Annotated in this window: 12 protein-coding genes; 5 read left to right on the top strand and 7 right to left on the bottom strand. The window is 66.1% G+C overall.

What is annotated here, in order from left to right:
- Positions 1 to 64: 64 nt before the first annotated feature.
- The gene (locus ACQ4WQ_RS15860; protein ID WP_436498279.1) at positions 65 to 1,222 is read right to left on the bottom strand and encodes a PepSY-associated TM helix domain-containing protein; all 1,158 of its coding nucleotides are present in this window, start codon (positions 1,220 to 1,222) and stop codon (positions 65 to 67) included.
- A gap of 215 nt (positions 1,223 to 1,437) precedes the next feature.
- Here ACQ4WQ_RS15860 and ACQ4WQ_RS15855 point away from each other — a divergent pair, with 215 nt between their 5' ends.
- The 4 genes from ACQ4WQ_RS15855 to ACQ4WQ_RS15840 all read left to right on the top strand — a co-directional run bounded on the left by ACQ4WQ_RS15855 (position 1,438) and on the right by ACQ4WQ_RS15840 (position 5,449).
- Positions 1,438 to 1,983 (top strand): YbhB/YbcL family Raf kinase inhibitor-like protein, encoded by a 546-nt coding sequence (locus ACQ4WQ_RS15855; protein WP_436498277.1) that lies wholly within the window; start codon positions 1,438 to 1,440, stop codon positions 1,981 to 1,983.
- Entirely contained in the window at positions 1,973 to 2,794 is an 822-nt protein-coding gene (locus ACQ4WQ_RS15850; protein WP_436498275.1) for a helix-turn-helix transcriptional regulator, read from the top strand. Before ACQ4WQ_RS15855 ends, ACQ4WQ_RS15850 begins: the two co-directional genes overlap by 11 nt.
- Before the next feature lie 67 nt (positions 2,795 to 2,861).
- Positions 2,862 to 3,200 (top strand): hypothetical protein, encoded by a 339-nt coding sequence (locus ACQ4WQ_RS15845; RefSeq protein WP_436498273.1) that lies wholly within the window; start codon positions 2,862 to 2,864, stop codon positions 3,198 to 3,200.
- 92 nt (positions 3,201 to 3,292) lie between these two features.
- Positions 3,293 to 5,449, top strand: a complete 2,157-nt coding sequence (locus ACQ4WQ_RS15840) for a TonB-dependent receptor (protein ID WP_436498271.1) — start codon at positions 3,293 to 3,295, stop codon at positions 5,447 to 5,449.
- A gap of 77 nt (positions 5,450 to 5,526) precedes the next feature.
- Here ACQ4WQ_RS15840 and ung read toward each other — a convergent pair whose 3' ends face one another.
- The 4 genes from ung to pdxR all read right to left on the bottom strand — a co-directional run bounded on the left by ung (position 5,527) and on the right by pdxR (position 9,633).
- Positions 5,527 to 6,189, bottom strand: coding sequence for a uracil-DNA glycosylase (gene ung / locus ACQ4WQ_RS15835; protein WP_326459870.1), 663 nt, complete (start codon positions 6,187 to 6,189; stop codon positions 5,527 to 5,529).
- 144 nt (positions 6,190 to 6,333) lie between these two features.
- Positions 6,334 to 7,341, bottom strand: coding sequence for a lipoyl synthase (gene lipA / locus ACQ4WQ_RS15830; RefSeq protein ID WP_326459871.1), 1,008 nt, complete (start codon positions 7,339 to 7,341; stop codon positions 6,334 to 6,336).
- A gap of 39 nt (positions 7,342 to 7,380) precedes the next feature.
- Entirely contained in the window at positions 7,381 to 8,085 is a 705-nt protein-coding gene (lipB, locus tag ACQ4WQ_RS15825; protein ID WP_326459872.1) for a lipoyl(octanoyl) transferase LipB, read from the bottom strand.
- 75 nt (positions 8,086 to 8,160) lie between these two features.
- Positions 8,161 to 9,633 carry a MocR-like pyridoxine biosynthesis transcription factor PdxR gene (gene pdxR, locus ACQ4WQ_RS15820; protein ID WP_436498268.1) on the bottom strand — a complete coding sequence of 491 codons (1,473 nt, stop codon included), beginning with the start codon at positions 9,631 to 9,633 and terminating at the stop codon, positions 8,161 to 8,163.
- Positions 9,634 to 9,761: 128 nt separating this feature from the next.
- On the opposite strand from pdxR, the gene ACQ4WQ_RS15815 reads away from it, so the two are divergent.
- Positions 9,762 to 10,961 (top strand): multidrug effflux MFS transporter, encoded by a 1,200-nt coding sequence (locus tag ACQ4WQ_RS15815; RefSeq protein WP_436498266.1) that lies wholly within the window; start codon positions 9,762 to 9,764, stop codon positions 10,959 to 10,961.
- Here the strand turns inward: ACQ4WQ_RS15815 and ACQ4WQ_RS15810 are convergent.
- Positions 10,954 to 11,250, bottom strand: a complete 297-nt coding sequence (locus ACQ4WQ_RS15810) for a DUF493 family protein (RefSeq protein ID WP_070257888.1) — start codon at positions 11,248 to 11,250, stop codon at positions 10,954 to 10,956. The two genes, ACQ4WQ_RS15815 and ACQ4WQ_RS15810, sit on opposite strands and share 8 nt — an antisense overlap.
- A gap of 327 nt (positions 11,251 to 11,577) precedes the next feature.
- Positions 11,578 to 13,431, bottom strand: coding sequence for a DUF6600 domain-containing protein (locus tag ACQ4WQ_RS15805; protein WP_436498264.1), 1,854 nt, complete (start codon positions 13,429 to 13,431; stop codon positions 11,578 to 11,580).
- Between the last annotated feature and the right edge of the window lie 8 nt (positions 13,432 to 13,439).

Raw genomic sequence — 13,439 nt, 5'->3', positions numbered from 1 at the left:
GACAGCGGATCTGCCGGAAAATACTATGATGATAGCAACTTTCCCGGCAACGGTTTGAGCGCAGCTATTTTTTGCCGCGCCGCCGTTTCCACCACACCAGGGTCCCCGTCAGCAGGAACAGCAAGGGCATCAGGCCGAACAGCGTAATGAAGGCGCGCCCGGCCACGCCAAAGGCCTGGCCCGAATGCAGGGGGAATTGCCAGCCCAGGAAAACGTCTCCGGCCGGCGCCCGCAAGGGATCGCGTATGCGCAGGGGCAAGCCGCTGCGCGCGTCCAGGGTGATGCGCGTGGCGCCGTCGCCCTCGGCGATTTCGCCGGGCTGGCGCACGCGCACGTCGTATGGCTGGTCCTTCTTGGCCGGCAGCACGATGCGCGACACGCGCGCCTGCGGATACAGCTGCTGCGCGGCGGCCATGGCGGCGCCCGCATCGAGCACGGCGCCGTCCTGCTGCACATTCTTGAGTTTTGCCGTGTCCGGCACCGTCGACACGAGCTCCACCAGGGGCACGATCAATTGCGGCAAATTGAAATAGATGCCGGAAAAGGCGAGCATGGCCAGCACGGGCGCGGCAAAAAAGCCGGCCGCCTTGTGCATCGTGTAATTAAAGCGCGGCCAGGAGCCGCCATGCGACACGGTCAGGGCGCGCCTGATCGCCGTCCACTGCAGGCGCGGCCACCACAGATAGATGCCGCTCAGGGCCATCAGCAGCAGGGCCACGCCAGAAATCCCCGTGATGGTCTTGCCCACGTCGCCGGACAATAAATAGCGGTGCAAATGAAACATGCCCGACATGAACAAGGGGCGCGAGAGGCCGAAGCGTCCCCAGTCGCGCTCGCCTTTGACTTGCAAGGTGTAGGGGTCGACCATCACCTGGCGCACGATGGCCTGGCTGAAGAGGGATGGCTTGCTTGGCTGGCGGTACGAGGCCACATACACGTCGCGCGCGTCGGCGGGCGGATTGAGCTGGCTCGGCTTGCCGTAGGCGGGGTCGGCCGTAAGCCCATCCACCACCGCCTGCAGCGTGCGCGGCGTCACCTGGAACACCTGGCCGGGCGCGGGCGTGCTCGCCTGCAACAAGTTGGGATTCAGATATGCGTCGAGCTCCGGCATCCAGGCGATGGCGGAACCCGTCAAGCCCAGCAGGACGAACAGGGCGCCGAACCACAGGCCCACGTACAGGTGCAGTTTGCTGAGCAACCACTTGATCGGGCGTCGGGACATGGAAACTTTGGGAAATTTAGGCTGCGGAACGATAGCATGAAAGCCCCGCAGGGAAAATCACGCGCAGCAAGAAAGGAAGGAATCGAACAACATGCTCATGGCAACGGCGGATTCGGATAAAAACGAGCGTTTCGGCACCATCAGCGAGCGCATCGGCATCGCGGCGTTATGTTGCGCGACATACACTTTCCCCTATACTTATCGAAAGGAAAATTATGACCGCCTCCCGCTTCCTCGCCGCCACGCTGGGCCTCGCTCTTCACCTGGGCGCGCACGCCGCCGATTTCACGGTGACCAGCACCGACATCGCCCCCGGCCAGAGCCTGGCGAGCGCGCAAGTATTCCAGGGCTTCGGCTGCACGGGCGGCAACCTGTCGCCGCAATTGTCGTGGAGCAACGCGCCGGCCGGCACCAAAAGCTACGCCATCACCCTGTACGATCCCGACGCGCCCACGGGCAGCGGCTGGTGGCACTGGAGCGTGTTCAATGTGCCAACCAGCACCACGTCCTTGCCTGCGGGAACGACAACCGCCACCTTGCCGGCCGGCGCCGTACAAGGGCGCAACGATTACGGCGACAGCGCCTACGGCGGCGCCTGCCCGCCACCGGGCGACAAGGCCCACCGCTACCAGATCACGGTGTGGGCCCTGAAAACAGACAAGCTGGCGCTGGATCGGCACGCCAGCGGCGCCATGCTCGGCTACATGCTCAATGCCAACGCACTGGGCAAGGCACAGCTGACGGGACTGTATGGCAGATGACATGGAAGCGGTGGCCTTGAGCGAGCTGCGCATCGCCCACGGCACCATCGAAGCGCGCCGCGCGCAAACCTTGCGCCGCGTGCCCGTCTTCCAGAGCGCCCTGTGCCGCGTGCGGCAGGGAACCAAGCTGCTGGAATGGGGGGCGCGCCAGGCGCGCGCCGGCATGCACGATGTGGTGCTGATGCCGGCGGGACAGGAACTGGGCGTGGCCAACCTGCCCGGCGCGCAAGGCTACCGGGCGGAAGTGCTGAGTTTTTCGCCGGCCCTGATCGCCCGTTTCCGCGTGCGCCATGGCGGCCTCGTCGATACTCAGCTGCACCAGGCAGCCACGGCCAGCCTGTGCGTGCCGCTCGACCCGCACGCGGCGCTGGCCTGGGACCAGCTGACGGCCAGCCTGGCGAGCAGCACACCGCCCGCGCTGCTGGCGCACCAGGCCGAAGGCTTGCTGCTGGCCCTGGCCTTGGGCGGCCATTGCGGCCCGCTGCTGCTGGACCGCCGCGATCCGCTGGCCGCGCGCGTGCAGCAAGTGCTGCTGCTGGACCCGGGCGCCGACTGGAGCGTGGCCAAGGTCGCCAGCCACCTGCACCTGGGCGCCTCCACCCTGCGCCGCCAACTGGCCCTGGAACAGCGGCACTTCCGCGCCATCCTGGAAGATGTGCGGCTGGGACTGGCCTTGCAGGAATTGCAATCTGGCATCTTACCCATCGGCGACATCGCCGCCGCCTGCGGCTATGCCTCGCCCTCGCGCTTCGCGGCCCGTTTCCGCCAGCATTACGGCCTGTCGCCGCGCGACCTGCGCGCCACCCTGTAAGCCCGCTCTAGCGCAAATGACGCAACAAGCGCTGACAAGGCGGCGATTTTCTTGCTACTATGCGCCCATGTCTTCCCGCCAGCCATCCCGCAAGCCTTACCCGGCGTCCGCCCTCGCGCGCACGCCGTGGCGGCTGTGCGTGGCGCTGTTCAGTGCGCTGGCCCTCGTGTTCCTGCTGTCGACGGCCGCCTCGCACCTGCACAAGACGACGCTCGACGCGGAAGAGTGCGCGCTGTGCGCCACCGTCATCGACAAAGTGGCCGACGTCGCCGTGCCGCCGGCCATCAGCGAGCCACCCGCCCAGTTACTGCCGTACCGCCTGCTGGCCCTCGTGCCCGCAACCCTGGCGCCCGTCGCCGCCCTCGTCCTGCCGCCCGTGCGCGGCCCGCCTGCCGCCTCACTGTAGTTCCCACGCTGTTTTTATCCTTTTCAGGCTGCCCCTTGCCGCGCTTTGATGCGCGCCGGGCCGCCTGGCGTTGACTATTTTCGAGGTTTACCATGCAACACACACCACGCCTGAGCGCGCTGTCGCTCGCCCTTGCCAGCCTGTTTACCGTTTCCGCCCATGCCGCCGAGCCTGCCGAAGCCAGTACCGATGCCGCCCCGCCAGAAATGCAAAAGGTCGAGGTCACCTCCGCCCATCTGAAAAGCGCGCGCATCGAACTGTCGCCAAAAGTCGGCACCACCATCTACAGCATCGACAGCCATATGGTCGACATGCTGGGCCAGGGCGACAACACGCCGTTCAATGAAGTGCTGCTGCGCCTGCCGGGCGTGTCGCAGGATTCGAAGGGTTCCGGTGCTTTGCACGTGCGCGACGACCATGCCAACGTGCAATACCGCATCAATGGCGTGCAGTTGCCTGAAAGCATCAGCGGCTTCGGCCAGTCGATCGACACGCGATTGATCGACAAGACGGATTTCATGACGGGCGCCTTGCCGGCCCAGTTCGGCCTGCGCACGGCCGGCATCGTCGATATTGAAACGAAGGAGGGCGGCATGACGCCGGGCGGACGCATCGGCGTCATGGTCGGCAGCCACGACCACGTGGAGCCGAGTGCCGAATTTTTCGGCAGCGTGGGCAAATTCAATTACTACCTGTCCGGCAGCTATCTGGGCAATGCACTGGGCGTGGAAAACCCGCAAGCCACGCGCAGCGCCCTGCACGACAAGACGCGCCAGAATAAATCGTTCGGCAGCCTGTCGTATTTCCTCGATGACAATACCCGCCTGGGCGCCATGTTCGGCACGTATAACGGCCGCTTCCAGATCCCGAACAACCCGGACCAGGCGCCGGCATTCAGCTTGGCCGGCCACAGCGACGCGCAGGCGGGCACGGCCAGCATCGCTTCATCGCAGCTGAATGAAAACCAGCGCGAAGTGAACCGCTTCCTCGTGCTGTCGCTGCAAAAGAGCCTGGGCGACGTCAATTACCAGGTGTCGGCCTTCCACCAGTATTCGGAACTGCACTTCACGCCCGACGCCATCGGCGACCTGATCTACAACGGCGTGGCCTCGGACTCGCGCCGCGCGAACAGCGCCTCCGGCTTTCAATTCGACATCAGCTACAAGCTGCACCAAGACCACACCGTGCGCGCGGGCCTGGCCTACACGCGCCAGAAGACAACGAGCGACAACACGGTGGCCGTCTTCCCGGCGCTGGACGGCGCGCAAACCGCCACCACGCCGGTCAGCATCCTGGACAACAGCGGCAAGACGGGCACCCTGGCCAGTGTCTACCTGCAGGATGAATGGCATATCAGCAAACCGCTGACCCTGAACTACGGCGCCCGCTTCGACAAGGTCTCGGCCTACACGAGCGAGCAGCAATGGAGCCCGCGCGTCAACCTGGCGTACCAGATCGCGCCAGGGACGGCCCTGCACGCGGGCTACTCGCGCTACTTCACGCCGCCGCCGCAGGAACTGGCGGCGCAAGCCAGCATCGACCTGTATGCGAACACGACGAATGCGCCGGAAATCGGCCAGTCCGACAACGTCAAGTCCGAGCGCACGCACTACTACGACGTGGGCATCAGCCACCAGGTCAATTCGAAACTGACCGTGACGGCCGATGTGTACTATAAAAAGATCAACAACCTGCTCGACGAAGGCCAGTTCGGCCAGGCGTTGATCCTGACGCCGTTCAACTATGCGGACGGCTACGCCAAGGGCCTGGAATTGTCCGCCATCTACAGCGAGAAAAACTGGGGCCTGTTCCTCAACGCCAGCACGCAAAAGGCGCAGGGCCGCAACATCAATTCGGGGCAAGCCCTGTTTGGCGCCGATGAGTTGAACTACATCAGCACACACTATGTCTACCTCGATCATGACCAGAAATACACGCTGTCCGGTGGCGGCCACTATCACTTCGGCGACTCGCAAGTGAGCGCTGACTTCCTCTACGGCAGCGGGCTGCGCATGACGCCGGATGGCGGCGCACCGAATTCCGGCCATTTGCCGAGTTACTTCACCGTCAACACGGCGCTCACGCACACGTGGAAGAACACGCCGGTGGGCAAGGTGGAAGGACGGCTGGCCCTGATCAACCTGTTCGACAAGTCGTATCTGCTGCGCGACGGTTCCGGCGTGGGCGTGGGAGCGCCGCAGTATGGCGCCCGCCGCAGCATTTATGCCGGCCTGTCGACCAGTTTTTAACCGTTACCACCGTTACGCGCGAAGACAGCGGCAGGGAGCAACGCCTGCCGCTGTCGGTTGCCGTCCCGTGCCATGCCTTATCCCCAGGCGATGGCCGCCTGGTCGTGCGCCTGCAGGTAGGCATTCGCCTGGCTGAACGGCTTGCTGCCAAAGAAACCTTTGCTGGCCGACAAGGGCGAAGGGTGGGGCGCCGTCAGCACCAGGTGCTTGCCGGGGTCGATCAGGGTGCGCTTGGCTTGCGCATAGCCGCCCCACAGGATGAACACGAGATGTTCGCGCTCGGCGGACAGGTGGCCGATGGCGCTGTCCGTCAGCTTTTCCCATCCCTTGGCCGCATGCGAACCGGCCGCTCCCGCGCGCACCGTCAGCACGCTGTTGAGCAAGAACACGCCTTGCTGCGCCCAATCGGACAAATCCGTGCGCGTGCGCACCACGCCCACGTCGCTCTGTAATTCCTTGAAGATATTCTGCAGGCTCGGCTGCGGCGGCGTGCCTTCGGGAATCGAAAAGCACAGCCCCATGGCGGCGCCCGGCGTGTGATACGGGTCTTGCCCCAGGATCACGACTTTGACTTGCTCGAATGGCGTCAGGTCGAAGGCGCGAAAAATGTATTTACCCGGCGGAAAACACGGCCCCGCCGCGTACTCTTCCTTCACGAAGGCGGCCAGGCGCTCCCAGTAGGGCTGGGTGAACTCGCCCTCCAGCCGCGCCTTCCACGATGCGTCGATGCGTACGTCCATGCGTCACCTCATAGCTTATTCGTCAACCATGCTTTTCCAGCATGCCAGTATAGGACGCTCAGCCGCATGAGGTGGACACGATACGAACAGGCAAAAAAAAGCCGCCCGGCTTTGCAGCGGGCGGCTTGATACGGCGCAAGATGCTTAGAAATTCAGCGCCGATTCCACGCCGGCGCTGTGCGCCTGTTCATCCGCGTGGTACGAGCTGCGCACCATGGCGCCCACGGCGGCGTGGGTGAAGCCCATTTTATAGGCTTCTTCCTCGAACATCTTGAACACGTCCGGGTGCACGTAGCGGCGCACGGGCAAGTGGCTGTTCGATGGCGCCAGGTACTGGCCGATGGTCAGCATGTCGATGTCGTGCTCGCGCATGTCGCGCATGACTTGCAGGATTTCCTCGTCCGTCTCGCCCAGGCCCACCATGATGCCGGACTTGGTCTTCACGTCCGGGTACATGGCCTTGAAATCCTTCAGCAGTTTCAGCGAGTGCATGTAGTCGGAGCCGGGACGCGCTTCCTTGTACAGGCGCGGCGCCGTTTCCAGGTTGTGGTTCATGACGTCAGGCAAGCCATCCTTGAACAGATTCAAGGCTTTTTCCAGGCGGCCGCGGAAGTCCGGCACCAGCACTTCGATGCGGGTGTTCGGCGACAGGGCGCGCGTCTGCTGGATGCACTCGACGAAATGGCCGGCGCCGCCGTCGCGCAAGTCATCGCGGTCGACGGAGGTGATGACGACGTAGTTCAGGCGCAACTTGGCGATGGTTTTCGACAGGTTGGCCGGCTCTTCCTTGTCCAGCGGGTCCGGACGGCCGTGGCCGACGTCGCAGAACGGGCAGCGGCGCGTGCACTTGTCGCCCATGATCATGAAGGTGGCCGTGCCCTTGCCGAAGCATTCGCCGATATTCGGGCAGCTGGCTTCCTCGCACACGGTGACGAGCTTGTTTTCGCGCAGGATGTCCTTGATTTCATAGAACCGGGTCGATGCCGAGGCGGCCTTGACGCGGATCCAGTCCGGCTTTTTCAGGCGCTCGATCTGTTCGATCGGGACGATCTTGATCGGGATGCGCGAAGTCTTGCTGGCGCCTTTTTGCTTTTCGCTCGGGTTGTAGGCGGGAGCGGCGGGGGCGGTGCTGGAAATGGTCTCAGAAGTCATGGCTGCAAGCCCTTGAGGGGCAAAGTTTGGTTTGTTTGCTCAGGCATCCGCTGCCTGAGGCGCGCCTGCGGCGCTGTTTACTTCGCTTACATCGAGTAATACGGTCAATTCATGGGCCAGGGCCCGCTGCACCTCGGCCAGCGGCGCCACGACGCCCATGCTGCGCATGTCCACCGTCTTCAGGCCGGAATAGCCGCACGGGTTAATCCAGGAAAACGGTGCCAGGTCCATCGCCACGTTGAGCGATACGCCATGGTAGGTGCAGCCGTTGCCGCGCACTTTCAATCCCAGCGCGGCGATCTTCGCACCCTTGCTTGGTCCGCCGGCGATATAGATGCCAGGCGCGCCATCGATGCGCTCGCCAGCGAGATTATACGCCGCCAGCACGTTGATGATGGCTTGCTCGATTTTATGCACGAACTGGCGCGCATACAGCTTGCCGCCCGGCTTGTTGCGACGCAAGTCCATCAGCAGATAAATCACCACCTGGCCGGGGCCGTGGAACGTCACTTCGCCACCCCGGTCCGTCTGCACCACGGGGATCGCGTCCGCGCCGGCCAGCAGATGGCCGCGGTCGGCCGCCAGGCCCAAAGTAAATACGGGCGGATGCTCAACGATCCACAGTTCGTCGCGCGTGTCCGTCGTACGCGCGTCGGTAAAGGCGCGCATGGCGGCAAAGGTCGGCTCGTAATCGACGCGGCCCAGCTCGCGGATCAGCGCCGTTTCGGTGCGGGTGGTGGTCATGACAGATTCTGTAATCAGCTGCCGGCGCCCTGCGGACGCTGCGGCGAAGCCGTGATTATAAGCCAGGCCGCCGTTTCATTCAGCCAAGGACGCAGGCCACAGCAGCAATCTGCCCAATTTTTGTGCAGCGTAGCGCACCTGGGCCAGGCTCAGGGCCGTGTAACCGAGCAGCACGGCCGGCGCCAGCCTGGCGCTGTGGCAAAAATCGCCGAGCGGCTGCAGGGCCAGACCCTCCTGCGCGGCGCGCGCGCAAAACGCCCGTTCGTCCCCATCGGGCGGCAGCCACAGCACGCAATGAAAGCCCGCCTGCTGGCCGGAAATCGTGTAACGCCCGGGGGCAAGCTGCTCGAGGCAGGCCAGCAGCAGGTCGCGCCGCTCCTTGTAGGCCAGCCTGGCCTGGCGCAGATGGCGCACGAAGGCGCCTTCCTCCATCCAGGCGGCCAGCGCCAGCTGTTCCGTCACGCCCACGGACCTGCCCGTCAACTGCACGATGCGCAGCAACTGCGGGCGCAGGGCGGGCGGCAGCACCATGAAACCCACGCGCAGGCCGGCAAACAGGGTCTTATTAAAACTGCCACAGTAAATCACGCGCTGGTACTGGTCCAGCGCCTTCAGGGCCGCCAGCGGGGCGCTGTGGTAATTGAATTCGCTGTCGTAATCGTCTTCCACCACCCAGGCGCCGCTGTCATTCGCCCATTCCAGCAAGGCCAGGCGGCGCGTGACGGACATGGTCACGCCCAGCGGCGACTGGTGCGCCGGCGTCACGTAGGCGAGGCAGGCATCCGCGTGCGCGGCCAAGGCGGCGCAATCGATGCCCTCGGCGTCGACGGCAATATCCACGGGCACGGCGCCGGCCAGGGCGAACAGGGCGCGCGCGGCCGGGTACCCGGGTTCTTCCAGGCACACCTTGTCGCCATCGCGCACGATGCCGCGCGCCAGCAAGTCGATCGCATGGCGGATGCCGGTGGTAACGACAATGTCTTGCGGATCGCAGCGGATGCCGCGGTACTTGGCGAGGAAGTCGGCGATCTGCTGGCGCAGCTGGGGCAAGCCGGCCGGATCGGCGCTGCACAGCTGCTCCGGCGTGGCGGTGGCCAGCGCCCGCGTGGCGCACTTGGACCAGGCGGCCATGGGAAACAGGCTGGCATCGGCGCGCCGCGCCACGAAGGGCAAGCCGTCGCGCACGCCCGTGTCCGAGGCGGGCGCGGGCACGCTGGCCGGCGCGGCCGGGGCGGTGTCGCCGAAACCCGCCATCAGGAAGCGTTCCGGCACCACGGCGCACACGCGTGTGCCGGAGCCGGGCACGCGCGTCACGTACGCTTCCGCATGCAGGCGGTCGAACACGGTTTCGATGGTGCCGCGCGACAACTCCCACCGCTCGGCCAGGGTACGGCTCGATGGCAGCCGGCTGCCCGCCGGCAGCATCTTCGTCAGGATGGCCGAGCGCAGCGCTTCATACGCGCCATCCTGCTTGTTGACGCCCGCCTTGTCGAGCCAGCTGGTGGGACGAGGCAAGTCCAGGGCGTGCGGTGATTTTCCTCGCGGCATAATAATGATCGTCCAAGTGGTCCAATGCGTTTTCTGATGAGTGGCACTTCGCATTACACCACAACCATCCTACTCTCACCGTTCCGGTGCGCCAGCGGGGCGCACGTTTGCAAGGATCGTGTAAAACAATGCAGAAACACATCGCTTTATGGGCCTGGGGCGGCATCGTGCTGCTGCTGGTCTGCCTGTCGCGCATCAGCATCGACATCTATCTCCCTTCGCTGCCGGCCATGGCCGATGCCCTGCATGCCAGCGATGCCCAGTTACAACTGACCCTGAGCCTGTTCATGGCCGGCTCGGCCGCCTCGATGCTCGCTTGCGGGCCGCTGGCCGACCGCTACGGACGCCGGCCCGTGCTGCTGGCCGGCACGGGCATTTTTGTGCTCGCCAGCATCGTCTGCACCTTCACCAGCGATGTGCACGTGCTGATCGCCGCGCGCGTGCTGCAGGCGTTCGGCGGCTGCAGCGGCACCATCATCGGCCGGGTCATGGTGCGCGACCGCTTCGACCCCGCCACGCAGGCGCGCATGCTGGGGAAAATCTCGATGGCGATGGGCCTGTCGCCGATCCTGGCGCCGCTGGCCGGCAGCGTGCTCGACGCGGCGTTCGGCTGGCGCGCCGTGTTTGGCATGCTGTGCCTGCTGGGCGCGCTGTCGCTGTGGCTGATCGCCGCCTGGGTGCCCGAAACCAAACCGGCCAGCGTCGTGCCACAAGGAAATACCCTGGCGCTGTACCGCCGCCTGCTGGGCGACGCGTATTTCCTGCGCTATGCGCTGGCCATCGGTTGTGTGTATTGCACGTATTTCCCCTTCATCGCGGAATCGTCCGTGCTGTTGCAAAGGGGCATGCACCTGTCGCCCGGCGCGTATGCGCTGGTGTTCGGGCTGACGGTGAGCGGCTATATCGCGGGGTCGAGCCTGTTCCGCGCGCTGGGACCGCGCCTGGGCGCCGATCACATGCTGGGCGTGGCGGTGCTGCTGAATGTGGCGGGCGCGGCCAGCTTGTTGCTGGCCGGTACGTTGGCGCCGCAGCATGTGGCCTCGCTGGTGGCGCCCATGCTGCTGGTGATGGTGTCGGTGGGCATGGCGATTCCCGCCTGCCAGCTGGCCGTGCTGCAGCCGTATGGCGCCCAGGCGGGCAGCGCCTCGGGCCTGTTCTTCTTCGTGCAGATGGCGATCACGGCCGCCTGCGGCGCCGTCATCGCCGCCATCACGGACGGCAGCGAAAAACCGCTGCTGTGGGTGACGGCGGCGGCCAGCGGCGCCTTTGCCGCCGTCTGGCTGCTCACGAAGAGCCGGGCCAGCGTGGCGGCAGCCAGCCTTACATGACGATCTTCACCATCGGGTGGCCCGACAGCGCCATGTACAGGGCGTCGAGCTGCTCGCGGCTGATGGCGCGCACGGTGACGGTCAGGCCCGTGTAATTGCCCTTGCCCGATGGACGCTCTTCCATGCGGCCCGCATGGAAGGTGGGATCGTGGCTGATGACCAGTTCGAGCATGGTTGGCGCGAAATCGACATGGGTCGGGCCCATGATCTTGATGGGAAAGTCGCTCGGGTATTCGATCAGCGATTCGCTGGGAGGAATCGTCACTTCGGTCGGTGGGGTGGTTTGCATAGGAAATCCAATCAGTGCCGGTCAGAACAGGCGGCGCCACGCATAGCGCGCGGCGGCTGCATAAAGACGTATTGTAGCCAACTTTGAGGGTGCATGCGCCCGCCGCCATGGCGCCGGCCTGGCGCAAAAAAAAAGCCAGCTGGGTAAGCTGGCGGAAAACTATTTCGTTTAGACAAAATAGCCGGAAAAGTCGATGCTGTCACTTGGAGGATAAGCAGTGGTCGTACTGTAAGCAAAATACGGCGGCTTTACCTCCGGCATGTGACGAACTGCGCATTTTGCGGCTTGAACGTCGATACGGCGCGACAGACGGGAACGCCGCCGTCCTCAGCGCTCCGCTTCCGGCTGCAGCCGGCTGTTGCGGCCGGGATTGCCGCGCTCATTGCCTCGGTCATTGTTGCGCTCACGGGGCGGATTGGGACGCTCGGCACTGCGCGCCTCCTGGGGCGGACGCGCGGCAGGGGCCGGCATCGGCGGCGGCGCGGGGCGCGGCTGCACAACGGGCGGCGGGGCCGGCAAGGATGGCGGGGGCGCCGTCTGCAGCACTTCGCGGCGGGGGCCACGCTCACCACGCTCTGCGCGCTCCCAGCGGTTGCCGTCCGGACGCGGCGCCTCGGCAGGACGCTCGATGACAGGGCGCGGCTGCGGCCGTTCGGCGCGGGGCAAGTCGGCGCGGGGGCGCTCCTCGCCGCGCCAGCCGGGACGGGCCACATGGTCTTGCACCGGTGGCAAGGCCGGCATCGCGGGCATCACGGGCTGTTGCGGCACGGGCGGCTGCTGCGGCTGCGCCGGCACGGGCGGGCGGCCCGGCGGCATGGGACGCGGCGCCAGGTGCGTCTGGCCATCGTCCGTCTGCAAACGGCCAGGGCGGTTGACCCAGTCGCGCCGGGGCTCCCGGTCGCCGCGCGGCGCCTCAGCAGGACGCTGCCAGTTGCCGGCCGGCGCGGGCGCCGTGCTCAGCGGCAAGCTTTGCATGACGGGCGGCGGCATGGTGGTGCGGTTGCGGCGCGGCACGTCGACCGTGCGCGCGCCGCCAAAACGTTCGCCCGGCAGCATCGTCATGCCTTCGCGCCGTTCGCGCTCACCCCGCTCACCCATGATCGGGCGGCGACCCTCGGCGACGCGGTTGATGCGGCGTTCATAGTCCGCGCTGGCGCGGTAGCCGGGCACATAGCGGTCGTGCGGCGACAGGGGGAACCAGCCGACACCGGGCCCCGGCCGCTGGCCGTGCTGCTGCCAGTGGTTGCCGCCGACCCAGCCCACCAGGGCCGGCGCCCAGGGCGCGCGCACGCGCTCGCGGCCCGGCGCCCAGCCCCAGCGGTGGCCCAACAGCACCCAGCGGCCGTAATGCGAGGGCGCGTAACCCCACGGCGCATTGTCGACCCAGGTCCAGCCCCACGGCGCGATCCACGTCCAGCGCCCGTCGCTATACGGTGCCCAGCCGGCCGGCACGCTGCTCGGCAGCCACAGGGGTCCGTATTGCGCGTCCTCCTGCCAGGCGCCGTAGCGGTCCAGCTCTTCATAACCTGTCGTATCGTCCGTGAGATAACGCAAGGCCGGCGCGGCGGCGGGCAAGGCTTCGGGCCAGTTGTCGAACGCCACGCGCTGCACGGCGCCCGTGCGCAATTCCTCGTCCGTCAGCTCGGCGCGCTTGCCGGCACGCAAGGTCACGCTGCCCGTCGCGCCATCCACGTCGGCCGCGCCTTCGAGCACGCTGACGACGCTGGTGCCGGGCTGGCGCCCCGCCTCGATGCGCACCCAGCCCGGCTGGGTCAGGATCACGCGGGCCTGGGCCGTGGTCAGCTCGAAGCCGTGCAGCGCATCGGGATTGCGCACGCGCACGCTGACCGTGCCATAGCCGAGGTGCAGCTTGAAACTGTCGTCATCGAGCTCGCTCACCTCCAGCTCGGAATCGCCATCGAGCCGCACGGCCGCCGCGCCCACGCGAAATTCCGCCAGCGCGCCGCGCAGGGTGCTCAAACGGTTATCCGTCGTGACGGGCCAGTTCAAGAGGGCGTTTTGCGCCTCGCCATCGCCGGCGCGCACCAGCACCTGCCCTTCGACGGTGGAAATGCGGCCCACGCGGGCGGGCGGGTCCTGCGCCAGGGCGAAGGCGCACGCCGACGACAGCAGCACGGCGCACACGGTGTTCAGGAGGGGGAAGGACAGGGTAGGACGCATGGCAGCGC

The sequence above is a fragment of the Janthinobacterium goodfellowi genome (assembly GCF_051380695.1).
Lineage (GTDB): Bacteria > Pseudomonadota > Gammaproteobacteria > Burkholderiales > Burkholderiaceae_D > Janthinobacterium.
This window is presented reverse-complemented; position numbering and strand designations above follow the sequence as displayed.